Source organism: Sphingosinicella sp. CPCC 101087 (assembly GCF_004151485.1).
GTDB lineage: Bacteria > Pseudomonadota > Alphaproteobacteria > Sphingomonadales > Sphingomonadaceae > Allosphingosinicella.
Genome location: NZ_SBFF01000001.1, coordinates 234,306 through 258,559, shown reverse-complemented (window position 1 = coordinate 258,559; position 24,254 = coordinate 234,306). Strand labels below are relative to the sequence as shown.

Sequence of the window (24,254 nt, the reverse complement as noted above, 5' to 3'; positions counted from 1 at the left end):
CTTATTGTTCCATCATGCCCCGGCCGCCGCATGCCGCGTGTCCGGCCCCGAAGCCAGCACATGACCAACGCCGTCCTCCTCAACAATATCGACCATGCCGACCTGCGGGTCGTGACCCGCCACGCGCCTGAATTTGGCGACTCGGTCAACCAGGTGCTGGTCTTCCCCACCGAGTATGAGGAGGTTCAGCGGGAATATCCGATATTGTTCCGCAGGGATTCGAGCGGCGACTTCCAGTCCGTGGCCTTGCTCGGCCTCGAAAAGGATGAGAATCTCTTCCTCGACGCAGAAGGTTGGAAGGCGCGGTACGTCCCGGCCGTGCAGCGACGCGGTCCGTTCATGATCGGCTTTCAGGCGCGTGAGGAAGGGGGCGAGATCCGGCGCGAGCCGATGATCCATGTCGACCTCGATCACCCGCGAATAAGCAGGATCGAGGGCGAGCCCGTCTTCCGTCCGCAAGGCGGGAACTCGCCCTATCTCGAACATGTCTCAACCGTCCTGCGGGTGATACACCAAGGGCTGGAGGTTAGCGGTCCGATGTTCGCGGCGTTCGGAGCACTGGACCTGATCAGGCCCGTGGCCGTCGAGATCCAGCTCGACGACGCCGAGCAATATGTCGTTCCGGACGTTCATACGATCGACGAAGCCCGGCTCGCCGCCCTGGACGGGGCGGCGTTGGAGCGGCTGCACAGCGGCGGGTTCCTGCGCGCGGCCTTTTTGGCCGCGGCTTCGCTCGGTAATGTGAGCCGGTTGATCGAGCTCAAGAACCGGCGGCGCAGAGCATGAACCAATCGCCCCAGGCCGAAGCTGGAACCGCGATGAAGGTTCGGGAGGAAGCGGGCGTAGCGCCGGGCGATCTCTCGCTCGACTCCCTGCTCGAGGCGCAGCAGCCGGTCGTGCTCAAAGGGCTCGCGGCAAACTGGTCCCTGGTCATGCGTGGTCGCGAATCCGCGGCCGCGGCCATCGACTATCTCAAATCCTTCGATGGTGGCAGGCCCGTCGTCGGCTACACGGGAAGCCCGGAAATTGGCGGCCGCTTCTTCTACAATCAGGACCTGACCGGCCTCAACTTCGAAGCGGGCCGCGTTCCGCTCCATCAATTCCTCGATCGTATCGCGGCGCATCTTGGGGAAGCCGACGGCCCGAGCTTCTACATCGGCTCGACGGATCTCGACCTCTATCTGCCCGGCCTGAGGGCAAAGAATGATCTCGGCCTCGACCCTGCCTGCTTCGGCCCCGTCCCGCCGCTGGTCAGCATCTGGATCGGCAACCGGACCATCGCTTCGACCCATTACGACATGTCGAACAATCTGGCCTGCTGCATGGTGGGGCGACGGCGATTCACCCTCTTCCCGCCCGACCAGGTGCATAATCTCTATCCTGGACCACTCGAGCCGACGCCCGGCGGCCAGGTGGTCAGCATGGTCGACCTTCGCGCCCCCGACCTCGAAACCTATCCGCGCTTCGCCTCTGCCCTCGCCGCAGCGCGGGTGGCCGAGCTCGAGACCGGCGACGTGCTCTTCTATCCCGCGCTCTGGTGGCACCATGTCGAGGCGCTCGACGACTTCAACGTGATGATCAACTATTGGTGGAACCCGACGCCGGCCTTCATCGACACGCCGATGAACACCTTGCTTCATGGCCTGCTCAGCCTTCGTGACCGGCCGGAGCCCGAGAAAAGGGCGTGGCGGGCGCTGTTCGATCACTATGTCTTCGGGCCGGCGGATCGTGCCGCAGCGCATCTGCCCAAGCATGCCCGCGGCGACCTGGGTCCGCTCGACGAGGCCAAAGCGCGCCGCCTGCGCGCCCTGCTGCTCAATCGCCTTAATCGCTGAGGGAGGACGGGCTTGGAGGGGCAGAAGGTGAAACGTGTCGTCATCGCAGGAGGGGGCACGGCCGGCTGGCTCGCCGCGACTGCCCTGGCGCGGCAACTCGGGCCTCTGGTCGACATCGCTCTCGTCGAATCGGACGAGATCGGCACGGTCGGCGTCGGGGAATCGACCATCCCCACCACCCGAACGTTCCACCACCTCCTTGGAGCGGACGAGCGCGAGTTCGTCTGCGCTACCCGATCGAGCTTCAAGCTCGGCATATCGTTCGAGGATTGGGGCCGAATTGGCGAACGCTACTTCCACGCCTTCGGCATCACCGGAAAATCCACCTGGATGGGGGATTTCCAGCATTTCTGGCTGGAAGGACGTGCGCAGGGATTTGCCGGCGACTTCGGCGACTATTGCTTCGAGCTTCAGGCCGCCAAAGCCGGCAAGTTCTATACGGGAGCGGATGGCAAGCTCAGCTACGCTTACCATCTCGAGGCCTCACTCTACGCCCGCTACCTGCGCGCCCTCACCGAAACCGCCGGCGTCCGGCGTATCGAAGGCAAGATCAAACAGGTCCGCCAGCATACCGAGACCGGGTTCATCCACGCCCTGCTGCTCGAGTCCGGCGAGACGGTTGAGGGCGACCTGTTCATCGACTGCACCGGGTTTCGCGGCCTGCTGATCGAGCAGACGTTGAAGGCGGGCTTCGAGGATTGGAGTCACTGGCTCCCCACCGACAGCGCGCTGGCGGTACAGACCCGCTCGGTGGGCCCCGCTCTGCCCTACACGCGCGCCATCGCGCATGAGGCCGGCTGGCAATGGCGGATCCCGCTCCAGCATCGGGTCGGCAACGGGTTCGTCTACTGCAGCGATCACCTGTCCGAAGACGACGCGCATCGCATGCTGCTCGACCGCCTCGAGGGCGAACTCATCACCGACCCGCGCCTGATCCGCTTCCGCGCCGGGCGCCGCCTGAAGGTGTGGGACCGTAATTGCATCGCCTTGGGCCTCGCCAGCGGCTTCGTCGAGCCGCTCGAGTCGACCAGCATCCACCTCATCAACGTGGCGGTGACGCGCCTGATCCAGAACTTTCCCTTCGCGGGTGTCAGCCCGGCGGTGATCGACCGCTTCAACGAACAGTCGCGGCGCGAGGCGGAGGGCATACGCGACTTCATCATCCTCCATTATCACCTGACCGAGCGCGACGACGGCGACTTCTGGCGGCGGATGCGCGATCTCGACATACCGGACTCGCTCGCCCAGCGGATCGCGCTCTTCCGCGACAATGCGACCGCCTACCAGGCTTCGGACGAGCTGTTCCGCGTCGACAGCTGGGTCCAGGTCATGCTCGGCCAGGGCCTCCAGCCCCGCGGCTATCATCACCTCGCCCGCCTCATGCGCCCCGACCAGCTCCGCCAGGCCCTCGCCGACATCAGCGCCAGTATCGACCGCGCCGTGGCGAAGCTGCCCGAGCACCAGGCGTTTCTCGACGAATATTGCTCGGCCAAGGAGGGTTGAGGTCCCGGTTCCTCCCAGTCGCCGCAGGCTGAGGGAAGGGGGGACACCCGCGAGGATGGTGGAGGGGCAGGTTCAGCCTATTTCGCGACCGCCGGATCGCAAATCCGCCCGCCAGGACAATGGCGAGGAATGCAACGAGCAGTCAATGAGGCCAGGTCGGCAATGCGAACGGTCTCGGACATGGAGCCGGTCGGCATTCCCCTCCCGGAAGGCCGTGCGCGTTCGCTTTACTCTGGCCGAACCTCTCCCAGCAGATCCATCGCCGCGTGAACCAAAGCCACATAAGCCGGCCCCATATTCACGACATATTCGTTCTCGCCCCAGAAGAAGGGCCAGGATTCGCTGTTCTCGGGCAGGTCCGGCCGGACGATCAGCACGCCCGGCACCACCCCGCCGGCGATGAACGAGAAATCCGCCCGGTTGCTGCCGTAGGCGATTTCCTTCGAGCGCGTGCCGACGCCCGACACGAAGGACAGATCGTGCCCCGGATGGGTGCCGTGGAGATAGTCCAGCGCCCGGAACACGGCCGATCCGTCGACGATCTGCGGAAAAGCCTTGTGCAGCGCATAGTCCAACAGTCCCGCCTGGATCACCGCGCCGTTGCCGGCCCAGCCACCCTCGGTGATCGGCACGCCATAGGGATTGGCGCGCAACCTCTCCGCCGCGCCGGCCGCATAGGTCCGCGTTGCCGTCTCCAGCTGCCCGCGGAAGCTCGCCGGCATGTGTGGCATCGCCCGCACCGCCAGCACGGCGTGGGTCGGGAAGCGGTCGGCGAGCGCCGGCCACAACGCCGCGATCCGGTCGGCATATTCGCGCTCGCCGGTGGCGATCAACAGCTCGACCGCGGCGGTGAATTCCTCGGTGTCGAGCGGCCCGCCGGTCGTGTTGCCGTGGCGGAAGGTGAAAGGCGGTCGGCTTTGCTCCTCGGTCCAGACCCGCCGCGCGATCTCGAGCGATCGGGCCGCGAGCCTATCGTCATGGCCGCGCAGCGCCCGGCTTGCGGCCGCCAGTGCCGCGATCGATCCGAAGTTGAGCGCTGAGGCTCGGCTGGTGAAGGCCCATCGGTCGTCGGGCGTGCCGCTGCGACCGCCTTGCTCCTCACCGGGCGCGAGCGAGGGATCGTAGACGAGCCCGTCGGTCTTGCTGCCGGCGTCGCCGAGATGGGTATATTGCGCCACGTCCGGCTCGACGATGCCGTGAACGGCATGGCCGACCGCGTCGAACTGGGCCGCGAGCTGCAACGTGCCGTGTGAAATCTGCTGGAGGATGTCGGGCCGTCCGTCCGGCACGTGCAACTCCACGCGGCGCCTTTGCTGGTCGATCCAGGTCGTGTCGCGCTCCGGCCTGTACCGCTCCCAGATGTCGACGAGGCTACGCACCACCGCATATTGGGTCTGGGTGCGCTGGTCGAAGTCGCCGGCGTCGAGCCAGCCGCCGACCGCGAGACCGGGAATGTGCTCGCCGGGCGCGAAGCGCGTGTCGGTGGTCGGCCCCTGGCGGTAGAGATCGATATGCTCGTGATCGAGCGGTGCCTGTCGGGCATCGTCGCGATGCGGATCGCCGTGCCAGACCCGGTAAGCCTCGTTGACGAACATATGGTCCATCTGGACCGGCAGGAACACGTCCATGCTGGGATGCCAGGCTTCGGCATAGATGTCCGGTGCGATGCGGAAGGTTGCCGTGCGGGTGCCGCCATATTCCAGCAGGTAGATGCCGGGGTCACGCACCGCGCCGAAGTCGAACCGGCGATAATCGTACCGGAGATAGCGTCCCCACGGCTCCGGCTCCGCTTCAAGCACGGTGGTCAGCGTCCCATCGGCGCCTACCCGGAGCAGCCGCGCCGGGCCGGTCGGCCGGTCGTTCGGATCGAGCTCGATCACCGCCACCTTGGCCTGGGCGGGCGCATAGCCCAGCTGCGAATGGCCGATCACCGGCGCACGTATCCAGTCGGGGTCGCCGTTCGCCCGGATCGTCCATTCGACCACCCGGCCTGCCCGATCGGACGGAAGCTCGCTCCGGAGCACGAACCAGCCGTTCTGGGCCTGATTGCGCCCGTCATAGAGGTTCATCGGGGCGCCTTTGGAGGTCACGGTGACACGCCGCGCCGGATCCTCGGGCGCGAACACGATCGTCCGGCCGCTGGCGAAGGGGAGGGCCTCCGCGCCGGGCCCCACGTCGCGTCCGCTCGAAGGCAGTCGCTCGCCGCTTGCGACCATCGTCGCCGAAGGATGCAGTGGGAAGGTCCCGCCGATTCCGTCCGCCATGAAGCTGCGGTGGAAGTATGCGGCAGGGAGGAATTCTAGGTTGAATCCGGCGCGACCGGCCAGCGCCGCCGGTAGCGGCTCGTCCAGGATCACCGCGACGCCGATCGCCCCGCCCGGCCGCCGTTCCGCACGAATCCGGTAGCGGAAATCATGACCGGGATATTCCAGCCGCACCTCGATCGCTCCGCTTTCGGGATCGACGGTCCGGTCGATCATCCGCCCGATCGGATCCCACTGGCCCGGCGTCGCCGAAAGGCGCACGTCACCATTGGTGACGGTGCGCCAATCCCGCTGGACGATCTCCACGCCGCTGATCTTCGCGTCGGCGAACAGGCCGTCATACCAGTTGCTGAAGACGAGGTAGTTGACGCCCTGCGTCTCGAAGTAACCGGCCTCGTTGAGCACGAGGTCCTGGGCCGAGGCAGAGCGAGGGGCGAGCCCTGCCGAAAGCACCAGGGCGCAGATCCCGAACAGGTGACGCGCCTTTCGCATGCTTCGCTCCCCTTTCGTCGTCGCTCTCACGGCTATTTGATGTGAGCGCTAACATACGCGCGCGCCGAGGCAAAGCGCCAACGGAGGGAATCGGCATGCCGACTGAGGCGATCGACCTGGCGTGGGCGATATTGCCGCCAGCCGTAGACCCCGTCATACCTCTATGCGGATAGCCGAGGGCAGTAACGATGACCGATCAGCCTCCCAGTCCTAGCCCGATCTCCTGCTACCTGCACCCGAAGGGCGGCCGCGCCCGCGACGCCGCGGATTTCTACAAGCAGGCGTTCGCCGCCGAGGAGGTTTTCACGAACGAGGCCGAGGATGGCCGGCTTATGCATGTACATCTGCGAATCAACGGCGGCTCGCTTCTGATGTCGGACGAGTTCCCCGAATATTCTCAGAGCAAGGTACGCGAGATGGGGGGCTTCACCATCCACCTCCAGGTCGACGATCCCGACGCCTGGTGGGAGCGCGCCGTCGCTGCCGGCTGCGAGATCAAGATGCCCCTCGAGAATCAGTTCTGGGGCGATCGCTACGGCTCGCTTCGCGACCCATTCGCCGTCGACTGGTCGATCGGAGGGCCTGCGAAGGCCTAGTCGCGCCGGCCCCGGGGCGACAGGCGCGACTATCCGCAAGCTCGGTAGTTTGCGCACCCAGCGCGCCGGGAGTGGATGCGGCGCGGCCGTCCCGCTTTGTCGCGAGTGCGACCAGCAGCCGTGGCCCGACGTGCCTGGCACGATGATCCGCAGCGGGGGGGGTGACGACGACGGGGAGATCAGGTGGGTTTTCGGGCCCACCCTGGCCGCCTTCATCTGAAGCGGCGACGTCCGCATCGGCCGGCCCGGAATCCAGATGCCCGCCCCCGGCCGATCGGGTTCGGAAGTGCGGAGAGCGGGGGTTCTTTCGGCAAGTGCTCGCCGGCACCCCGGAGCGGTCTGCCGCCCCAGATTCCATCCTGCCGCGGTCCTAAAATGAAAAGTCCCGCCAGAGGCGGGACTTTATGTTTCGTAATTGATCAGTTCAGCGCCAAGAGCCGCCGCCCATAAGCCATGCCCACATGGTCCAACCTCCCATATTCCGGCAGAGTCATTTCTACCTAACAACGTCTTTACCAGCGATCAGATGGTAAACAAAGTATTAATTTTCCCGATTGTGGACAATCGAGTCCCGAGCCGGGGCAGCCGGCACGCGCATTGACGGCATCAGGTTCATGCCGATCCGGAAAATCTAGCGCGATCAGGTGTTTACGATGGGTTTTGGGCACTGAATGCCGGCTTCGGCGCGTTCGCCGCGGAGCGGCAGGACCGCGAGGGCAGGGCGCGCGCGCTTAGCTGAAATGGCGGTCGGACGCGCAACGGCCCCGTTTCGCTGATGCGACTCGGCGACTCGAAAGGAATGGAAATGGAGACTGCAGCGTCGCTGGCCGGACCCTGATCTCGTGCTTACAGGGACCGGAAGAAGCGTCGGTTCAAGCTGCTCGGCTGGGCCTGTTCAATCCGAACTGCTCGATGAGCTCGGCGATGGGCACCGGCCGCCCGGTGTGGAATCCCTGAACGATGTCGCACCGCATGCGCTTCAGTTCCCGCAGGATATCCTCGTTCTCCACACCCTCGGCGACGACCTTGCGGCCGAGGGAATGGGCGAGCTGGATCGTCGAGTTGACCATGATGCGGTCGCTCTGCGACTTGTTGAGCATGCTGATGAAGCTGCGGTCGATCTTGATCTCCGAGGCGGGGATCCGTTTCAGATATTCGAGGGTCGAGAAGCCGGTGCCGTAATCGTCGATCGAGAGCTGGACGCCCATGCGGCTTAGCCGCTCCAGATTGGCGATCTGAGCGGCGCCGCTTGCCAGGGTCGAGGTCTCGGTCACTTCGAGCGTCAGCAACTGCGGTGCGAGATTATACCTCGCAAGCAGGGCCTCGACCGTCGGGACAAGATTCTCGCTATCGAGCAGCAGCACCGATAGGTTGACGGCGATGCTGAATCGGCGACGGCGGCCGTTGATCCGGGCAGCGGACGCAAGCGCATTGTCCAGCACGAAGTAGGTGAGTCGCTCGATCCGACCGCCCTGTTCGGCCGCGGCGATGAACTGGTCCGGATAGACCTGGCCCTTTTCCGGATGGGTCCAACGGACCAGCGCTTCCGCCCCGACTACACGGCCGCTCCGGCAATCGATCTTCGGCTGGTAGGCGACCCATAGCTCGTCATTGTCGATCGCGTGGTCGAGTCGTGCGAGCAGCGACATCGACCAATCCGCATCCTCGACGCTGGCCGGGTTGAAGCTCGCCCACCTTTTTCCCTCGCGGGCGGCATCGTCCGCGGCGACCAGCGCGCTCGACGCGCGTTGCGCCAGCGGCCTCGAGCCGTCAACGTCGAGGCCGAAGGTGATCGACAGGTCGATGAGGCGTGTCTCTATGACGATAGGGCTGCGGAACAGGGCCTGGAGCCCTTCGAGCTGCTGGATTACTCCGTCGCCCATATTGTTGTCGGCCACCCAGACGAAGACGCCCTGGTCCGCCTGGTAGGTGGTCGCCCCGCCTGCACCGAATTCGAGCCGGGCCACGATCTGTTCGACGAGCTCCTTTTCCTGCTGAGGCGGCAGCGTCGCCGTGATCTGCGCATAGTTCTTGACCCTCGCCGCGACGACGACCCCGCCGTTCAGCTGCGAGCGCTGCAGCGCCTGAAGGTTCGGCATGCCCGTGACGATGTTGGTGGTCCCGCGGGTCTGGTAGGAGCGCCGCAGGCTGGCGACCAGGCGAATCAGGGCGGCCGTAATGATGGCGGCCATCGCCGGTATGATCTGGACGTGTATCTGCTGCTCCTCGAGCATAATCGGGCCGGCAATTGCGGCGGCGGCAGCCGCGCTTAGCAGGGTCACGGCAATCCAGCGGCGTCTCAGTTGCAGGAGCGCTGCAGAGAGGAACAGGCCGAGGACTAGCGGAAGTCCCCATCCGAGATTGACCGGCCGCCCGGACAGCAGCGTTTCCGCGGCAGCAAGATGGAACAGGATCGCAGGCGCGTGGGTCGCGCCGGGAACCCGGTGATGCTCCGCGCCGAAGTCCGTTCGGCCGACGACCACATCCTTGCCGGCGAGCAGCTGCGGCCGAATGCGGCCGTTCAGGATATCGCTTGCGCTCACCACGGTAAGGGACCGAACGTCGGCGGCATAATCAATGTGGAAGAGGTCGGTAGAGATTTGGTCCGATCGGCCGAGCACGGAGCCGAGGGATGGCAGCAAACGACCGCCGACGATGGCGCCTTCGGGATGCTGCCATACCGCCCCGTCCCACCAGACGAACAAGTTCGTGTTCACGAGGCGAGCGTGGCGCGCGAAGCGGGCGGGCGGCAGGTGATCCGATCGAGCGCCGGTCACGAGATCTATCGAGAAGCGGGCGGGCAGCAGCAGTTCGGCACGCAAGTTCGACAATGCCGATTCCAGCTGCGCGGCCTGTGCCGGCGAGCCGAGCTCCGCGAAATCGGAGTCAAGATGGAGCCGCCGGGCCCCGGCCGCATCGAGCCGCTGTACGAGGCCCGCAAGCTGTCCTCCGTTCCAAGGAACCTTTCCGATCTCGGCGACGCTCCTGTCGTCGATTGCGACCAGCACGATCGAGCCGCTGGCCGGGTGGCTCCGCAGCTTGAATCGCGCCGCCTGCATGATATTTTCGATCGGCTCGCCGATCTGGCCTATTCCGAAGGCGAACCCGACGAACAGCGCCAGCAGGAGCGCTTTCCAGGGGCTTCGAAAAAGTGCGCGAGTCATCTTCAATTCGAATCGGGTTTCGTGGAGTGCCGAGGTTCGTAAGCATAGCGTGCAATCGTTACCGAATTGACCAATTGCACCCCGGCAATGGCCGCCATTCCTGCGCGCCTCAGCGCATTCCTTCGGCCTCGCCAGCCCGATGGGCCAGGTCCATGAAATTGCGCGCGGCCTCGCGGTCGCGCTCGTTCTCGAACGTCACGTCGAGGTCCGGCGCCTCGCCGAGCATGTGCAGCAGCGCCCAGAGCGCGAAGCGACGGCTCCGGTCGCGCTCCAGCCCCAGGTCGACCTTCATCCGCTCGATACCGGCGGCGAGCGCCGGCCCTGGCAGTGCGGCGAGGTCTGCCGTCCCGAAATAGCGGCGCAGCTGGTCGTCGAAATCCATCGACTGAAGCTAGGGCCGATCCCTGGCGACACAAGGTCCTGGCGAGATGAGCCGACACGTTGCGAAACCGGCCATGCTCCGAAGGCGTTGGAGTCGGGGCTTAAGGAGAGACATCACATGAACCTACTGCGCGCCATGACCAAGCCCGGGGAGTGGTCGGCTACCCTCACACTCGGCGCCGCTCGAGCCGGCGCCCTGGCGATCGGCGCCCTTGCTGTCGGAGCCCTTGCCGTCGGCGCCTTCGCGATCGGACGTCTTTCGATTGGATCGGGGCGGATCAGGCGGCTCGAGATAGACGAGCTCGTCGTCGGGGAGATCCGGGCACCTCTGGCCGGCTCGCGGGCCGGCTAGCGCCCGCGGCGCCGGACGAGCATGATCTTCGTCGTCATCCTGCTGCTGGTCTGCATCGGCATGCCGCTCCTTTATGCCTGGCGGGTGTGGCGTCTCGACGAGCAGACCTCGGCGGCGTGGTTGCTCATCGTGGTCGAATCAGCCCTCGTCCTGGCCCTCGTCTTCCTCGTCGGCCGCTGGGACATTGCGGGTCATTACACCCGCATTCTCCTGCTGGCCGTCTTCGCGGCCGCGGTGCTGCGTTCGCTCGTGAAGCACGGCGGGCGTCCTTGGCGCGTGGATGCGGGGCCGTCCCTGCTTCGGAGCAAATGGACGACAATGCTCACGATCGCCCTGTTCTCGGCCGGCCTGGCCTATGTCGCCTCGGGGATGGCGCCGCCTGCCGGAGCCCGCACCCTGGCTTTTCCCCTCCGGGACGGGCGCTTCATGGTCGGGCAGGGGGGCGGCATCGGCCTCCTGAACGGCCATGCCGGTCACCGACAGCAGCAATTTGCCGCGGACCTCACCGCCATCGGTCGTGCCGGCTTCCGTGCCAGCGGGATTCTGCCGGGGGATCTCGATCGTTATGTGATCTACGGCGCGGCCGTCGTCAGTCCCTGCGAGGGCACCGTTCTTTCCGCTCGCGACGGCTTACCCGATCTTGTCCCGCCCCAGGCGGATCCCGACAACCCGGCCGGCAACCATGTCGTGATCGAGTGCGGCGAGGTCAACGTGGAGCTCGCGCACCTTCGGCGGGGAAGCGTCGAGGTTGCGCCGGGCAACCGGCTCGCCGCCGGAGATCCGGTCGGCCTGGTCGGCAATTCCGGAAACACGACCGAGCCTCACCTCCACATCCATGCTGTGGATCCCGAGAGTGGGACGGGCGTGCCGATGTCGTTCGGCGGTGCCGTTCCCGTCCGTAATCGTCTTTACTCAGGCTGACGGGGCGCCGCTATCCATCGGACGCAAAGGATGCGCACCGCGGCGGAGCAGAGGACCGTCTTTACCGCCCAAGCACCTCCCGCTGGAAGGCGACGGCCGCACCGAGCAGGCCGGGCTGATCGTGTAGCACCAGCCGCACCGGCATCGCCTCCATCCGCCGTCTGTAGCGGCCCTTGGCAACGAAGCGCCCGGTGAACAATCGGGTGCGCAGCTGCACGGCCATGCGCTTCGAAAGTCCGCTGCTGATCACCACCGCGTTCGAGCCATGGGCGAGGGCGAGGTCGCCGGCGGCCGATCCGAACGCCTTGACCAGCCGCTCGAGCGCCTCCGTCGCTGCCGGATCGTTGCCCTTGAGCGCCGCCGTCCACAAAGCGATGTCGTCATCATAGGTGCGGCCGCCGAGCGCGCGATAGAGATCGAGCAGGCCGGGGCCGGAGACGACCCGCTCTACCGAGCAGCGGCCGTAGCGGATCCTCAGCTCATGCTCGATTCTCTCCTCTTCCTCGTCGAGCGGCGCGAAACCCATATGTGCGCCCTCGGTCTCGATGATGTGGACGTGGGCGCCGCGTCTCAGGATCATCGCGACGCCGAGGCCCGTCCCGGGCCCGATCACCGTCGTTACGCCCTGTTCGGGGAGCGCTCCTTGCGGGTCCTTGATATGGCCAAGCTCGTCCGGGCCGAGAACGCTGACGCCATGGGCCATGGCGCCGAAGTCGTTGAGGAGCAGCAGCCGGTCGAGCCCGAGTTCGCCCGCAAGCGTCCGCTGGTCGATCACCCAGTCGTTATTGGCGAAGCGCAGCACGTCCTCGCCCAGACCGGTCGCCACGCCGATCGCCGCAGCGCGCGGCATCGGCTCGTCGAAGTCGGCGTCGAACGCCTCCCAGGCGGAGGGCAAACCGTCATGGTCCGCAGTCGGGTAGAGCTTGACGTCACTCAGCCTCGGCCGCTGCCCCGGAACCAGCTCGGCGATGGCGAAACGCGCATTGGTGCCGCCTATGTCTCCTGCCACGATGCGCATCGGCCGGTCGGGCGCCATCAACGGTTCCGCCGGCCCGCAATGAGGTCGTCGACCAGGGCCGGTTCGGCCAAGGTCGAGATGTCGCCGAGCGCACTATAATCGTTTTCGGCGATCTTGCGGAGGATGCGGCGCATGATCTTGCCCGATCGGGTCTTGGGCAAAGCGGGGGTGAAGTGGATCAAGTCCGGCGTCGCGATCGGGCTGATCTCTTCGCGGACATGCTGGCGCAGTTCCCTCTCCAGCTCATCGCTCGGGTCAACGCCGACGACCAGAGTGACGTAGCAGTAGATCCCCTGACCCTTGAGAACGTGCGGGTAGCCGACCACCGCCGCCTCCGCGACGGCCGGATGGCTGACGAGCGCGGACTCGATCTCGGCCGTCCCCAGCCGGTGACCGGAGATATTGAGCACGTCGTCGACCCGGCCGGTAATCCACCAATAGCCATCCTCGTCGCATCGGCTGCCGTCGCCGGTGAAATATTTGCCGCGATAGTGGCTGAAATAGGTCTGCACGAACCGTTCATGGTCGCCGTAGACCGTGCGCATCTGCCCCGGCCAGGAGCGGACGATGCACAGATTTCCCGATGCCGCCCCGTCCAACGGGTTGCCGTCATTGTCGACCAGCTGCGGCACTACGCCGAAGAAGGGCCTCCCCGCCGATCCCGGCTTCATGTCGTGCGCGCCGGGCAGGGTGGTGATCATGATCCCTCCGGTTTCGGTCTGCCACCAGGTGTCGACCACCGGACACTTTTCGTCGCCGACGGTTCGCCAGTACCACAGCCAGGCCTCGGGATTGATCGGCTCACCTACCGTCCCGATCAGTCGCAGCGATGAACGGTCGTGCTTCGTCACCGGCGCGTCGCCTTCGCGCATCAGCGCCCGGATCGCGGTTGGCGCGGTATAGAAGATGTTGACCCTGTGGCGCTCTATCACCTCCCAGAAGCGGCTACTGTCCGGATAGTTGGGTACGCCTTCGAACATCAGGGTCGTCGCGCCGTTCGCGAGCGGTCCGTAGACGACATAGGAGTGACCCGTCACCCAGCCGACATCGGCGGTGCACCAGAACAGTTCGCCCGGCTCATAATCGAACACATAATGGAAGGTCGCCGCGGTCCACACCGCATAGCCGCCGGTCGTGTGCAGCACGCCCTTGGGCTTCCCGGTCGATCCCGACGTGTAGAGAATGAACAGGGGATCCTCGGCGTTCATCGGCTCGCAAGGGCAGGTATCGGGAACCGTCTCTCGCAATGCGTCGTACCAATGATCGCGGCCATCCTGCATCGCGACGTCATTGCCCAGGTGTCGGACGACCAACACGGCATCAACCTGCGCGCCCTTGTCGACGGCCGCGTCGACATTGGCCTTGATCGGCACCAGTCGGCCGCCGCGCCTTCCGCCGTCGGCGGTCACGACGATGCGGCTCGCGCAATCGACGATCCTCCCATGCAGAGCCTCGGGCGAGAAGCCGCCGAACACGACGCTGTGGATGGCGCCGATCCGGGCGCAGGCGAGCATCGCCACCGCCGCCTCCGGAATCATCGGCATGTAGATCGTGACCCGGTCGCCCTTGCCGGCGCCGAGCGCCTTCAGGCAACTCGCCATTCGCGTCACCTCGGCGTAGAGCTCGCCGTAGGTCAGCGTCCGGGTCACACCCGGCTCGTCGCCCTCCCAGAGGATCGCCGGCTCGGCCGAGCGCGCCTCCAGATGGCGGTCGACGCAATTGTGGCAAAGGTTGAGGGTTCCGTCCTCATACCATTTGATGTCGACCGGATCGAACGACCAGTTGGAGATACGGGTCGGCGTCCTTATCCATTCGATCCGCTCGGCCTGATCGGCCCAGAAGCCATCCGGATCCTCCAGCGACCGCCGATACATCGCTTCATATTGCGAGGCATCGCAATGACTTCTCTCGGTCGCGCCCGAAGGGGGCGGAATCCGGTCCGACATGACCACTCCACCTTGTCGTTTGCCGGACCCTTACCCGCTGGGCGTACAGGATTCCAGACGGGGAAGGGGATTGGATGCCTGCGCTGACCCTGACCTCAATCCGCTCCCTCGGGCAAGAAGCACGAGTCGCGTCGCGGTGCCGCCGGTCTCACCCGGTGCTTACTGTCCGAAGATGCGCTCCAGCGGGTTGCGGCGCCGGCGCCGCTCGGGCCGGCTCGGCTCTTCGCCGCTGCGGGCATTGCGGTTCCCGCCCATCATCGCCGCCATATCCATGCCGAGCATGCCCATGTAGGTCGATCGCGTGCGCAGTTTCACCGCCCATTCCGGAGCCCAGTTGCGTGGCGCGTTCGCGGGCCGCGCCGGATGGCTGAAATTCGCCTCTGGTCCAAACGCGTTCACCATGAGCGACGCCGCCTGCACGCTGCCCGCCACTTCGGCTGGAACCGTGCACTGGGTGGTCTGCGGGTTGAGCAGCACGCGCTGCTGGAGCAGTCGGTCGATATCCCCCTGCGAGAGGTAATCGAACGCCATCTGCGCCGCCTGCACCTCGCTCGAAGTCCACATCACGATCGTCCCGTCCTCGCGCGCGCCGGTCGCCATGACGAAATAGGCGCGCGCGTTGGGCACCGCCTGCCAGGTCACCGGCACCGAGCCGGACGCAGCCGGGCTATTCGAAGTGACGTTCACCGGCGCTAGGAAATCCTGCCCTTGCGCCAGCGCGAAGCGGATCTCGGGCGAATAATTGCCGCGCACGACATGGTCGCCGACCAGCGAGCCGGTCGCCGGCACGGTCGTGCGGCCCCGCTCGTTCGGCCATTCGCCATAAGTGGCCGACGTGGCCGGGGAGGGCGGCATCATCGGCTGCAGGTTCAGCGCCGCCATGGCTGCGGGCACCTCGCCCCGCGCCATGCGCGCAAAGTCGATCTCGACCGGCTGACCGGATCGCGCCTGCTCGCCGCACCCCCAATAGATCAGAAGCCGGCCGCGCATATTACCGTCGGTCATTCCGGGCATGTAATTGGGCGGCGTCGTTTGCGGCGCGGCCTGAGGCGTAGTGAGCGGAAGCGACGGGCCGGCGCCGAGGCCAGCCGGCGGCAGATGCTCGGCGCTCGGGGCGCCGTTTGCGCGCCGGGGGCTGCCAAGCTGCAGATGCAGGTTGCGGACGAAGGAGGGATTGGCGCCGCCGCCGCGGCCGCCGAGCAGCGCGCCGACGACGCTCTGGGGGTTCGCTTGGGCGGCCCCCGCCGCGAACCCGCTCATCGTTTCCGCCGACATCCAGTAGGTTGCGGTGCCTCCCGCCGGCCGAGATTGCGCTCCCGCCCCTGCGGCAACGGCGACGGCGATCGAGGCGGCACAAAGAAGGACTGACTTCATCACGATTTCCCCTTGAACAGGATGACGGTCGAGATTTGGAGCGACCTCAGCACGCCGCTACGATCGGACGCGGTGGGATCGCCTGTTTTCCAGACTTGCGGCGGCGAGACCGCCGGGACGAGTCGCCGCTCATTACCCCGACCCGGCTCGGTTCGCCAGCAAAAAGCAACGGTTCATCGCAGTCAGCACAGGGCTTCCCCCTTCCTCGACGGCACGGCGACTCCCGGGCCGGGAGGCGAACTAGTGAGACCTGATCGGTGCCGGGGCAGGTTTCGACGGAAGGCGCGGGGGTTTCGACGGACCGCCCGTTGCGCCATCAACCGCGACGGGTCATCCGAAGGTCTTGCTACGCCGCGGCCTCGACTCGCCGCACGGTCGCCACCACCCGGCCCCCCTTCAGATTGCCGCCGGGCTGTATTATATATATCGGCCACTCTCCCCTCGTACCGGTGATAGAATGACGGCGTTTGCCTCGAAGCTTTCAGCCCCGCCCCTTCTCGCGGCCGTACGCGAGCACTGGCGCGCGACGCTATTGCTGGCCGCGATGCTGCTGCTCTGGCTCCTGGCGGGCGCCAGCATGATACTGCACGGCAGCGGCCGTGGCTTCGATTCCCCGCCGCCGCGCTTGATGGCGGAGCGGCAGGGACATGCGCCGCTAACGGAGGCTGCCGCCCGCACGGCCGCGACCCAGTTGAAGCAGATTGCGCCTACCGACGCGCTCGCCTGGAATGCCGCCATACCGGTGTCGGACCTCGCCAATCCCGCCGCCCGGCCGTTCCTGCTCGGAGGCGCGAGCGAGGCGGACCGCCGGCGTTCGCTCGAATGCCTGACCGCGGCCATCTATTATGAAGCGGCAACGGAGCCGCTCGACGGCCAGCGCGCGGTGGCGCAGGTCGTGCTCAACCGCGTCCGCCATCCCGCTTGGCCGTCGACGGTCTGCGGCGTCGTATTCGAAGGTGCGCGGAGGATCACCGGCTGCCAGTTCACGTTCAGTTGCGACGGTTCGTTGCGCCGAGCGCCCATGCCGGCGCTCTGGGAGCGCGCCCGCCAGGTCGCCGAGGCCGCGCTCGGCGGTTACGTCTTCTCGCCCGTCGGCTGGGCGACCCACTATCACGCCAACTATGTCGTGCCCTACTGGGCGCCCAGCCTGGTCAAGTCCGCCACGATCGGCGCGCACATCTTCTATCGCTGGAGCGGCGGCTGGGGCCGCCCCCATGCCTTCGCGAGCCGTTATGCCGGCGTCGAACCCGCCATCGACTGGCGTGGCGGCTTCGGCCAGCCGACCATGGCGGAGCGTATGGCTGCGGCCGATACGGGTTCGCGCGACGCCGCCGCGGCGGCGGCCGCCGACGAAGCCGCGGCGATCGGCAGCGTCGACAGCTTCCAGCGCGCGGTGCTGCGTCGATACGAGCCGCTGCGCCGAGACACCGCCAATGCGCTGATCACCGAGCGTGCCCGCGCCGACCGCAACCTTTCCGCTACCCAGCGCTGGGCGCTGACCGGTAGCGACACGCGCTCCAGCGAGCCCCAGCAGCGCCCGCTCGGCCGCTGGGGCACGGTCGACCCCGCAGACGCGCCGCAGCCGATCCGGCCGACCCCGGCGCCGCCGCAGCCTCGCGCCGCCGCGCCCGCACCGGCGACGACGCCGACCGTCAATGCTCCTCCCCCGGCGACGACCGACTCCGCCGCAGGGCGTTGATCCGCCGACTTCCGGACCGGGCCTGCGAGTGCTGAAGGTTCTCGACGGATCGATATCGCCATTTCGCCGGCGGGACGGCACTGCGGTCGTGCGGCGATTCGCCTCCCGGGCTCAGAACAGCCGCCAGCCGATCTGCACCCCAGCGCCCATGTCCGCGGCGCCGTCGGAAAGGCCCGCATTGCCGTGCACCCCGACCGACAGCCGGTCGGATAGACCGACGTTCAGCCGGCCCGAGACCTGCCGCTCGTCGGGGACCAGCGGCGACAGGCTCTGTGCGTGGCCATAGGCGATCGATCCCCGCGCCGCGCGTCCCAGCCGGGCGGCCAATCCGCCGCGGACCGCAAGGCTGTCGCGCAGCCGATACTCTTCCGGATCGCCGGGCATGGTGAAGCTGACCGAGGCGAAGGGAGTGACGGCGCCGAACGTCCGGCTCGCCTCCGCGGCGACCGTCACGTCGGTCTCGCCGGTGCCGAGCCCCCGGCGGGCCGATGCGGTCGGGAGCTTCACCTCGCCGGCAACCGCGAGGCCGATCCCGGCCGGCCCGGCCAGCCGGTAGCCAGCGCCGACGCGGAGGTCGCCGAGGCCTTCGCGGACCTCGTGCGTGTCCGGTTGGGTCGGGTCGATGATGATCGGCAGTCCGAGCAGCGTTCCGCCACCGCCGACGACGTTCCCCGGCGCCTCGATCCTCTGATAGGGCAGCGATCCGTACAGGAAGAAGCCCCCTTCCTCGATCCGGACCGTGCCGCGGACCGCGGTGAGGTCAACCGGCTCGCCCGTCCCATAGTCGCCCGACTGGTGCTCGACGCCGGCGCTGAACTCGGCTGCGGGCTTGGCGAGCGCCGGAGCGGCAATCGGGACCAGACACAAAGCGGTTGCTGCCAAGATTTTCATGGATACTCCTCCGTTCTTTCTCCCGGGAACGGATGGAGCCGCGCATTTAATCCTGAAGGCTCACCGCGCCCGCGGAATCGGCCTCCAGCCCGAGTCGCGGGCCCTCCGCTCGGCCTCGGCATCGAGCGGCTCGCCGGCCATCAGGTCCTGCGCCGTCTGCAGCACCAAGGCGTTGGTCGAGCCCGCCTGCCGATACTCGCCGGCCTCCGCGCCCTCGCGGGCGGTGGTCATGACGATTTGCCAGCCCGAATCCGCGCGGCAGGCAAGGCCGGCCAGCGCGGGACCCTCGAAGGTCCGGCACAGGCTGCCGTCGGTGCGGGCGAAGGTGACGCCGATCCGGGCGCCGGCATCGGGCGACGGGGCGGAGGCGAGCTGAGTGTCGAGCGCCTCGGCCAGCCCGCCCGAGGCAACCATTTCCGCGCCGCGCAGCGCGACCGGGCCGGACTCGACCGTCACCAGCCTGCCGACGAAGAAGCCGATCACGAGTGTCGCGGCCAAAGCGGCGGCGGTCTGCCAGAGCGGCCGTCGCCGGCGCTCGCGGGCGTCGGCGAGATCGACCACATTGTCCGTGCTCCCGCCGAGCATCTGCCGGAAGCGCTCCGGCACCTCCTCCTCCGCGACCGGGCCGTAATGCGCCGCTAGCCTCTCCCGCAGCCGTCCTTGCGCGTCCAGGCGGGAACGCAGCTCGGGATCGCCCGCGAGCGCCTGCTCTACCTCGGTGCGCTCGGCCGGCGCGAGCTCGCCGTCGAGATAGGCCATCAGCCGCGCGTCATCCATGTCGTTCATGCTGCCTCCAGCATCTGCGCCAGCGCCTGCCGCCCGCGCGTCAGGCGCGACGTCAGCGTGCCGATCGGTATGTCGAGCAGGTCCGCCGCCTCGCGATAGGCCAGGCCCTCTACAAGCACGAGCGCAACCGCCTCGCGCTGCTCGGGTGGAAGGGCGTTCATCGCGCGGTCGACGTCGCGCATCTCCGCTTGCAGCTCGATGTCCCGATCGGCGTCGCTGCCGACCGATTGTCCCGCCTCCTCGGGCGCGAAGGTCTGGGCGCGGCGCGTGCGGCTGCGCACCTCGTCGATCCAGCAGTTGCGCATGATCCTCATCATCCATGCATCCAGCTTCGTGCCCGGTTGCCAGCTGTCGCGGCCCTTGAGCGCGCGTTCCAGGGCGACCTGGGTCAGATCGTCCGCATCCGCCGCATCGCGGGCGAGTGCGCGGGCAAATCGGCGCAGCCGGGGCAGCAGCGTCAGCAGCTCGCGCTCGAAAGCCTGCAACAGGCGAACTCCGTCTCGTGTCGCTGGAGGAAACGGACGGTCAGGGACGTTTCATCCCGGTGCAAGGAAAAATGTGGCAGGGGCGAGCGATGCGCGGACGATCATGGCGATGCTGGACGATGGCGGCAGTCCTGTTGCTGCTGTGCGGCCGCTCGCACGCGCAGCTCCTTCCCACCCCGCCCGTCCTCGGCGGGGTTCTTGGCGACGTCGAGCGTGTGACGACCGACACGCTCGACCGGACCGGCGAGACGATCGAGACTGTTCGATCCAGCGCGCGTGACCTGGCCGCGACGAGGGTGGACCGGCTTCGCGATCTGGTCCGGGCCAACCCCGACCGGCTCGAGATGACCCGGCTCGGTCCTGCGGTGCGTAGCGAGGTGATCGCGATCGATCCGGATCCGGTGGCTCTCGCCGCCGCGGAAGCCGCGGGATTCGAGGCGTTGGGCGAGGAGCGTATCGAGGGACTCGACATGCGCACGGTCACCTTGCGGGTACCGCGCGGCTGGTCGGTCGACCGGGCGCTATCACGGCTCCGCCGCCTCGCGCCGACCGGCGAGTTCGCGGCGAACCACCTTCACGTCCCGAGCGGCGGCGCGGTCGCTGCCGGCGGGGCCGCTGCGCGGTCCGTGCCGGCCGTCAGCGGCGGCGGTGCGCTGGTGATCGGAATCATCGACGGCGGCGTCGGACCGCACCCGGCACTTCGCGGGCGCGTCCGTCAGCAGGGGTTCGCCCAGGGCGCGCCGCGCGCGAGCGCGCACGGCACGGCCGTGGCCTCGCTGGCGGCAGGGCAGGGCAGCGTGCGTGGCGCGGCTCCCGGCGCGACGCTCGCTGTCGCCGACATCTACGGTCGCGATCCGGCGGGCGGCAACGCGCTGGCGCTCGCGCGCGCGCTCGGCTGGCTCGCCCAGTCCCGCGTTCCGGTCGTGGCGATCAGCCTCGTCGGGCCCGCCAACCCGGTCGTGGCGCGCGCCGTCGCGCAGGCAAAGGCGCGCGGGATGCACATCGTCGCCGCGGTCGGCAATGACGGGCGCGCCGCGCCGCCCGCTTATCCCGCTTCCTATCCGGGGGTGATCGCCGTCACCGGCGTCGATCGGCGCGGCAGGGTGCTGATCGAGGCCGGACGGGCGCTCCATCTCGATTATGCCGCGCCGGGCGCCGACATGGCCGCGGCGTCCCTCGGCGGCGGGCTCGCGCCGGTGCGCGGCACCTCTTATGCCGTGCCGTTCGTCGCGGGACGGCTCGCCCACCATGTCGGCCGCCCGAATCCGCTGGCCGCACTGGATGCGGAAGCGGCGGGGCGGGGGCGGCGCGGCGTCGGCCGGGGCATCGTCTGCAGTGATTGCCGAACCCCCTACCGACGCGATTGATAGCCTTCCGGGATTAAACCGGCGGTTCGTCTCGTTAGCCCCATGAGGACCCCATTTCCTCGAATGGCAAGGAGACTGACCATGAAGCTCGTTCTGAAACTCGCGGCCGGCGGCGCCGTCCTCGTCGGCGCCCCGGCCTCGGCCCAACTGCTGGGCGGTGGCGGTCTGGGCGGCCAACTCGGAGGTCAGCTCGGCGGGGCACTGGGGGGCTCCCTGGGCGGCATCAATCAGAGCGTCGGCGGGGCCCTTTCCGGATCCGGCGCCACGCGGATCGATCGCAGCATCGACACCCGCTCCGGCCGCGCGGATGCGCGCGCGGAGAGCAATGCCGAAGCGGGCGGGTCGCTCGCCGTGGCCGCCGATACCGCGCTCGGTTCGCCCGGAGCGTCCGGCGACGCGAGCGGCGGCGGCTCCGGCGAAGCCGGTGCCGGCGCGCAGCTGATCGGCACGGACGCGGTCGGCAGCGCCGTCGGAAGCGCGGGCGCCGCCGCAGGTGGCCTTCTGGGCGCTTCCGGCAACGCGGCCGCCTCCGCGCAGGGCAGCGCCGCGGGAGCCGCCAATGGCGGGCTTTCCTCGGGCAGCGGCTCGCTCGCGGCGGCCGGTTCGGCCGCGGCCGCTGCGGCGGGTGCGCTGACGGTGTCGCCGGGCATGATCGTGCGTGACACGTCGGGCCGGGCGATCGGCGAGGTCCAGTCGCTGCGGGCCGCCGCCAATGGCGCCGTCGACACGGTGATCGTCGGCGTCGGCGACCGGCTGGCCGCGCTGCCGGCGGACAATTTCTCCGTCTCCGGCGACGCCCTGGTCTCGGCCATGGGTCGCGGCGACGTCCGCCGCGAGGCGCGCGATCAGGCCCGGTCGGCGGACGCGCGGAACCGCTGACCGCTCGCCAGCGCGGGAGAGGACTCGAGGTCCTCGGTCGGCGAAGGCCCGGCGCCCGGATGGCGCCGGGCCTTCCTTGTATTTGCACCGCCTCCGTCCATGCTATGCCTGCGGGCGATGACGAATCCGCTCTTCGCCGATCTTCCCATCACCATCTTCGACCACATGTCCGGGCTCGCCCGCGCGCTGGGCGCAGTCAATCTCGGCCAGGGCTTTCCCGATTTCGGCTGGCCGGAGGACGTGCTCGACCGCGCCGCGCAGGCGGTGCGAGCCGGCTCGAACCAATATGCGCCGATGCGCGGTCTGCCGGAGCTGCGCGAGGCGGTCGCCGCTCATTATCGGCGGTTTCAGGGTCTCGAGCTCGACGCAGGTGGAATAATCGTCACTTCGGGTGCCACCGAGGCGCTGGCTTCCGCCCTGCTCGCCCTGATCGAGCCGGGCGACGAGGTCGTCCTGTTCCAGCCGCTCTATGATGCCTATCTGCCCCTGGTCCGCCGCGCCGGCGGCGTGCCGCGGCTGGTCAAGCTGGCTCCGCCTGACTGGCGGATCACGGGTGAGGCGCTCGCCGCCGCCTTCACCACCCGTACTCGGCTGGTCGTGTTCAACAATCCGCACAATCCCACCTCACGCCTGTTCGACCGCGAAGAGCTCGCCTTGCTCGCGGAAGCCTGCTTGGCCGCCGGCGCGATCGCGCTGACCGACGAGGTGTGGGAGCATGTCGTTTTCGACGGCCGCCTCTTCCTACCCCTGTCGGCGCTGCCCGGAATGGCCGAGCGGACGGTGAAGGTCGGCTCGGCCGGCAAGATCTTCTCGCTGACGGGCTGGAAGGTCGGCTGGATCGTCGCACCGCCGGCACTTGCCGACGTCGTGGCCAAGGCTCACCAGTTCGTCACTTATTCGACCGCGCCCAATCTGCAGACAGCGGTCGCCTACGGGCTTTCCAAGCCGCCCGACGACCTCGAGCGGACAACCTCGGGCTTCGCCCAGGCGCGCGACCATCTGCGTCGCGGCCTCGAAGGCCAGGGCTTCGTCACCCTGGCGGCCGAGGCGACCTATTTTCTGTCGATCGATCTCCCCGCATCGGGCATCGCCGTCGACGACGTCGTTTTCTGTGAGCGCGCCGTCCACGAAGCCGGCGTCGCCGCCATCCCCGTATCGGCCTTCTACACCGAAGATCCGGTCATCAGCGTCGTCCGCTTATGCTTCGCCAAGAAGCGCGAGACGCTCGACGAGGGAATCGAGCGGCTCGGCAGAGCGAGGGCGCTGTTCGCCTGAATTCTACGTCGCCGCGGAAGCCTCGCCATCCTCCTTTCCCGCCTGCGCCATGGCGCCTGCGATCCAGGCACAGATGACGAGCTGGATGCTGTGGAAGATCATGACAGGCAGGATGATCAGGCCGGCCGCGGGTCCCGGAAAGAGGATCCGCGCCATGGGCACGCCGGTCGCGAGGCCCTTGACCGACCCGCAGAAGAGGATTGCGGCGCGGCTCGGGCGAGCGAAGCCGCCGAAGCGGCCGAGCGCCCAGGCCGCGGCGAGGATCAACGCGAGCAGGAGGACGAGTATGCCCGCCAGGATCGCCAGATCCTCCCTTGGGAGCCGCCGCCATACGCCTTCCACCGTGGCTGCCGAGAAGGCGCCGTAGACGGCGAGGAGGATCGTTCCCTTGTCGACCAGAGTGGCGAGCCTTGGCCGCTTCGCGACGAACGGCAGCAGCAGCGGCCGCAGGCCGTGGCCAAGGAGGAAAGGCAGGAACAGCAGCGCGAAGATCTTGCCGATGCCGGCCGCCGAGATCGAGACGCCCGACGCCTTCAGCATCAGAGCGACGAGGAGCGGGGTCAGGAACACGCCGGCGAGATTGGAGAAGGCGGCGGCCGCCACCGCACCTGCGACATTGCCTCGGGCGATAGATGTATAAGCGATCGAGCTTTGCACCGTGGATGGCAGAGCGCAAAGGAACAGAAGACCGCTCCACAAAGAGGGCGGCAGCAAGCCGGGGAAGGCTGCGGCGAGCCCAAGTCCCGCCAGCGGGAAGGCCACGAAGGTGAGGGCGAGGATGGCGACGTGCAGCTTCCAGTCGGTCACGCCCGACAACAAGGCCTCGCGCGGGAGCCGGACGCCGTGGAGGAAGAACAAGGAGAAGATCGCCGCCAGCGTCAGGCTGTCCACCGCGGCCGCCGTGCCGCCGGCGACTGGAAAGGCGATCGCCAGCGCGACCGCGGCGAGCAGCCAAAGGACGAAGCGGTCGGGCAGCAATCGGGCCAGCATCGCCGAGGCTTTGGCCGCACCCGGCGCGCCGGGCAA

20 protein-coding genes are annotated in these 24,254 nt (G+C 67.8%); 10 read left to right on the top strand and 10 right to left on the bottom strand.

What is annotated here, in order from left to right; genetic code table 11:
• The first annotated feature begins 60 nt into the window (after nucleotides 1-60).
• From EKM57_RS01220 to EKM57_RS01210, 3 genes are read left to right on the top strand one after another with little or no spacing between them, the layout of a single operon-like run.
• Nucleotides 61-786, top strand: coding sequence for a SapC family protein (locus EKM57_RS01220; protein ID WP_129790636.1), 726 nt, complete (start codon nucleotides 61-63; stop codon nucleotides 784-786).
• A gap of 32 nt (nucleotides 787-818) precedes the next feature.
• Nucleotides 819-1,835: a cupin-like domain-containing protein gene (locus EKM57_RS01215; protein ID WP_129791026.1), complete on the top strand. Its 1,017-nt coding sequence runs from the start codon at nucleotides 819-821 to the stop codon at nucleotides 1,833-1,835.
• A 27-nt stretch (nucleotides 1,836-1,862) separates the two neighbouring features.
• The gene (locus EKM57_RS01210) at nucleotides 1,863-3,338 is read left to right on the top strand and encodes a tryptophan halogenase family protein (protein ID WP_243450842.1); all 1,476 of its coding nucleotides are present in this window, start codon (nucleotides 1,863-1,865) and stop codon (nucleotides 3,336-3,338) included.
• Nucleotides 3,339-3,565: 227 nt separating this feature from the next.
• Here EKM57_RS01210 and EKM57_RS01205 read toward each other — a convergent pair whose 3' ends face one another.
• Nucleotides 3,566-6,094, bottom strand: coding sequence for a glycoside hydrolase family 9 protein (locus EKM57_RS01205; protein ID WP_129790634.1), 2,529 nt, complete (start codon nucleotides 6,092-6,094; stop codon nucleotides 3,566-3,568).
• Between the two features lie 188 nt (nucleotides 6,095-6,282).
• Between EKM57_RS01205 and EKM57_RS01200 the strand changes: the two genes are divergently transcribed.
• On the top strand, nucleotides 6,283-6,690 hold the full coding sequence (locus tag EKM57_RS01200) for a glyoxalase/bleomycin resistance/extradiol dioxygenase family protein (protein ID WP_129790633.1): 408 nt from the start codon (nucleotides 6,283-6,285) through the stop codon (nucleotides 6,688-6,690).
• Between the two features lie 872 nt (nucleotides 6,691-7,562).
• On the opposite strand, the gene EKM57_RS01195 is transcribed toward EKM57_RS01200, so the two are convergent.
• Together EKM57_RS01195 and EKM57_RS01190 are read right to left on the bottom strand one after the other, a co-directional pair.
• The gene (locus tag EKM57_RS01195; RefSeq protein WP_129790632.1) at nucleotides 7,563-9,854 is read right to left on the bottom strand and encodes a bifunctional diguanylate cyclase/phosphodiesterase; all 2,292 of its coding nucleotides are present in this window, start codon (nucleotides 9,852-9,854) and stop codon (nucleotides 7,563-7,565) included.
• Nucleotides 9,855-9,963: 109 nt separating this feature from the next.
• Nucleotides 9,964-10,236, bottom strand: a complete 273-nt coding sequence (locus EKM57_RS01190; RefSeq protein WP_129790631.1) for a hypothetical protein — start codon at nucleotides 10,234-10,236, stop codon at nucleotides 9,964-9,966.
• Nucleotides 10,237-10,353: 117 nt separating this feature from the next.
• On the opposite strand from EKM57_RS01190, the gene EKM57_RS01185 reads away from it, so the two are divergent.
• Together EKM57_RS01185 and EKM57_RS01180 are read left to right on the top strand one after the other, a co-directional pair.
• Nucleotides 10,354-10,587, top strand: coding sequence for a hypothetical protein (locus EKM57_RS01185; protein ID WP_129790630.1), 234 nt, complete (start codon nucleotides 10,354-10,356; stop codon nucleotides 10,585-10,587).
• Between the two features lie 21 nt (nucleotides 10,588-10,608).
• Nucleotides 10,609-11,508 (top strand): M23 family metallopeptidase, encoded by a 900-nt coding sequence (locus EKM57_RS01180; RefSeq protein WP_129790629.1) that lies wholly within the window; start codon nucleotides 10,609-10,611, stop codon nucleotides 11,506-11,508.
• Nucleotides 11,509-11,569: 61 nt separating this feature from the next.
• Here EKM57_RS01180 and EKM57_RS01175 read toward each other — a convergent pair whose 3' ends face one another.
• The 3 genes from EKM57_RS01175 to EKM57_RS01165 form a co-directional block, all read right to left on the bottom strand.
• Complete coding sequence (locus EKM57_RS01175; protein ID WP_243450841.1) at nucleotides 11,570-12,544, bottom strand: glucokinase; 975 nt, start codon at nucleotides 12,542-12,544, stop codon at nucleotides 11,570-11,572.
• The gene (gene acs / locus EKM57_RS01170; RefSeq protein WP_129790628.1) at nucleotides 12,544-14,472 is read right to left on the bottom strand and encodes an acetate--CoA ligase; all 1,929 of its coding nucleotides are present in this window, start codon (nucleotides 14,470-14,472) and stop codon (nucleotides 12,544-12,546) included. Before acs ends, EKM57_RS01175 begins: the two co-directional genes overlap by 1 nt.
• A gap of 159 nt (nucleotides 14,473-14,631) precedes the next feature.
• The gene (locus tag EKM57_RS01165) at nucleotides 14,632-15,846 is read right to left on the bottom strand and encodes a hypothetical protein (RefSeq protein ID WP_165357138.1); all 1,215 of its coding nucleotides are present in this window, start codon (nucleotides 15,844-15,846) and stop codon (nucleotides 14,632-14,634) included.
• Between the two features lie 457 nt (nucleotides 15,847-16,303).
• On the opposite strand from EKM57_RS01165, the gene EKM57_RS01160 reads away from it, so the two are divergent.
• Nucleotides 16,304-17,545 carry a cell wall hydrolase gene (locus EKM57_RS01160; RefSeq protein ID WP_243450840.1) on the top strand — a complete coding sequence of 414 codons (1,242 nt, stop codon included), beginning with the start codon at nucleotides 16,304-16,306 and terminating at the stop codon, nucleotides 17,543-17,545.
• Nucleotides 17,546-17,656: 111 nt separating this feature from the next.
• On the opposite strand, the gene EKM57_RS01155 is transcribed toward EKM57_RS01160, so the two are convergent.
• The 3 genes from EKM57_RS01155 to EKM57_RS01145 are packed head-to-tail and all read right to left on the bottom strand — an operon-like array spanning nucleotide 17,657 to nucleotide 19,707.
• A complete protein-coding gene (locus tag EKM57_RS01155; RefSeq protein WP_129790626.1) occupies nucleotides 17,657-18,436 on the bottom strand; it encodes a hypothetical protein in 780 nt (259 codons plus the stop codon).
• A 60-nt stretch (nucleotides 18,437-18,496) separates the two neighbouring features.
• Nucleotides 18,497-19,222 (bottom strand): anti-sigma factor, encoded by a 726-nt coding sequence (locus EKM57_RS01150; protein ID WP_129790625.1) that lies wholly within the window; start codon nucleotides 19,220-19,222, stop codon nucleotides 18,497-18,499.
• The gene (locus EKM57_RS01145) at nucleotides 19,219-19,707 is read right to left on the bottom strand and encodes an RNA polymerase sigma factor (protein ID WP_129790624.1); all 489 of its coding nucleotides are present in this window, start codon (nucleotides 19,705-19,707) and stop codon (nucleotides 19,219-19,221) included. Before EKM57_RS01145 ends, EKM57_RS01150 begins: the two co-directional genes overlap by 4 nt.
• A gap of 89 nt (nucleotides 19,708-19,796) precedes the next feature.
• On the opposite strand from EKM57_RS01145, the gene EKM57_RS01140 reads away from it, so the two are divergent.
• The 3 genes from EKM57_RS01140 (at nucleotide 19,797) to EKM57_RS01130 (ending at nucleotide 23,228) form a co-directional block, all read left to right on the top strand.
• Nucleotides 19,797-21,074 carry a S8 family serine peptidase gene (locus tag EKM57_RS01140; RefSeq protein WP_129790623.1) on the top strand — a complete coding sequence of 426 codons (1,278 nt, stop codon included), beginning with the start codon at nucleotides 19,797-19,799 and terminating at the stop codon, nucleotides 21,072-21,074.
• Nucleotides 21,075-21,155: 81 nt separating this feature from the next.
• Nucleotides 21,156-21,953: a hypothetical protein gene (locus EKM57_RS01135; RefSeq protein WP_129790622.1), complete on the top strand. Its 798-nt coding sequence runs from the start codon at nucleotides 21,156-21,158 to the stop codon at nucleotides 21,951-21,953.
• 117 nt (nucleotides 21,954-22,070) lie between these two features.
• On the top strand, nucleotides 22,071-23,228 hold the full coding sequence (locus EKM57_RS01130; RefSeq protein ID WP_129790621.1) for an aminotransferase: 1,158 nt from the start codon (nucleotides 22,071-22,073) through the stop codon (nucleotides 23,226-23,228).
• Nucleotides 23,229-23,231: 3 nt separating this feature from the next.
• Here EKM57_RS01130 and EKM57_RS01125 read toward each other — a convergent pair whose 3' ends face one another.
• Nucleotides 23,232-24,218 carry a bile acid:sodium symporter family protein gene (locus EKM57_RS01125; protein WP_206185245.1) on the bottom strand — a complete coding sequence of 329 codons (987 nt, stop codon included), beginning with the start codon at nucleotides 24,216-24,218 and terminating at the stop codon, nucleotides 23,232-23,234.
• Between the last annotated feature and the right edge of the window lie 36 nt (nucleotides 24,219-24,254).

What these genes read in the sequence shown, in the direction of transcription:
- EKM57_RS01185 (WP_129790630.1), top strand. Translation starts at nt 10,354, where the DNA reads ATGAACCTACTGCGCGCCATGACCAAGCCCGGGGAGTGGTCGGCTACC.
- EKM57_RS01220 (WP_129790636.1), top strand. Translation starts at nt 61, where the DNA reads ATGACCAACGCCGTCCTCCTCAACAATATCGACCATGCCGACCTGCGG.
- EKM57_RS01150 (WP_129790625.1), bottom strand. Translation starts at nt 19,222, where the DNA reads ATGAACGACATGGATGACGCGCGGCTGATGGCCTATCTCGACGGCGAG.
- EKM57_RS01125 (WP_206185245.1), bottom strand. Translation starts at nt 24,218, where the DNA reads ATGCTGGCCCGATTGCTGCCCGACCGCTTCGTCCTTTGGCTGCTCGCC.
- EKM57_RS01215 (WP_129791026.1), top strand. Translation starts at nt 819, where the DNA reads ATGAAGGTTCGGGAGGAAGCGGGCGTAGCGCCGGGCGATCTCTCGCTC.
- EKM57_RS01165 (WP_165357138.1), bottom strand. Translation starts at nt 15,846, where the DNA reads ATGAAGTCAGTCCTTCTTTGTGCCGCCTCGATCGCCGTCGCCGTTGCC.
- EKM57_RS01200 (WP_129790633.1), top strand. Translation starts at nt 6,283, where the DNA reads ATGACCGATCAGCCTCCCAGTCCTAGCCCGATCTCCTGCTACCTGCAC.
- EKM57_RS01175 (WP_243450841.1), bottom strand. Translation starts at nt 12,544, where the DNA reads ATGGCGCCCGACCGGCCGATGCGCATCGTGGCAGGAGACATAGGCGGC.
- EKM57_RS01130 (WP_129790621.1), top strand. Translation starts at nt 22,071, where the DNA reads ATGACGAATCCGCTCTTCGCCGATCTTCCCATCACCATCTTCGACCAC.
- EKM57_RS01140 (WP_129790623.1), top strand. Translation starts at nt 19,797, where the DNA reads ATGCGCGGACGATCATGGCGATGCTGGACGATGGCGGCAGTCCTGTTG.
- EKM57_RS01195 (WP_129790632.1), bottom strand. Translation starts at nt 9,854, where the DNA reads ATGACTCGCGCACTTTTTCGAAGCCCCTGGAAAGCGCTCCTGCTGGCG.
- EKM57_RS01155 (WP_129790626.1), bottom strand. Translation starts at nt 18,436, where the DNA reads ATGAAAATCTTGGCAGCAACCGCTTTGTGTCTGGTCCCGATTGCCGCT.
- EKM57_RS01205 (WP_129790634.1), bottom strand. Translation starts at nt 6,094, where the DNA reads ATGCGAAAGGCGCGTCACCTGTTCGGGATCTGCGCCCTGGTGCTTTCG.
- EKM57_RS01190 (WP_129790631.1), bottom strand. Translation starts at nt 10,236, where the DNA reads ATGGATTTCGACGACCAGCTGCGCCGCTATTTCGGGACGGCAGACCTC.
- EKM57_RS01160 (WP_243450840.1), top strand. Translation starts at nt 16,304, where the DNA reads ATGACGGCGTTTGCCTCGAAGCTTTCAGCCCCGCCCCTTCTCGCGGCC.
- EKM57_RS01135 (WP_129790622.1), top strand. Translation starts at nt 21,156, where the DNA reads ATGAAGCTCGTTCTGAAACTCGCGGCCGGCGGCGCCGTCCTCGTCGGC.
- acs (WP_129790628.1), bottom strand. Translation starts at nt 14,472, where the DNA reads ATGTCGGACCGGATTCCGCCCCCTTCGGGCGCGACCGAGAGAAGTCAT.
- EKM57_RS01180 (WP_129790629.1), top strand. Translation starts at nt 10,609, where the DNA reads ATGATCTTCGTCGTCATCCTGCTGCTGGTCTGCATCGGCATGCCGCTC.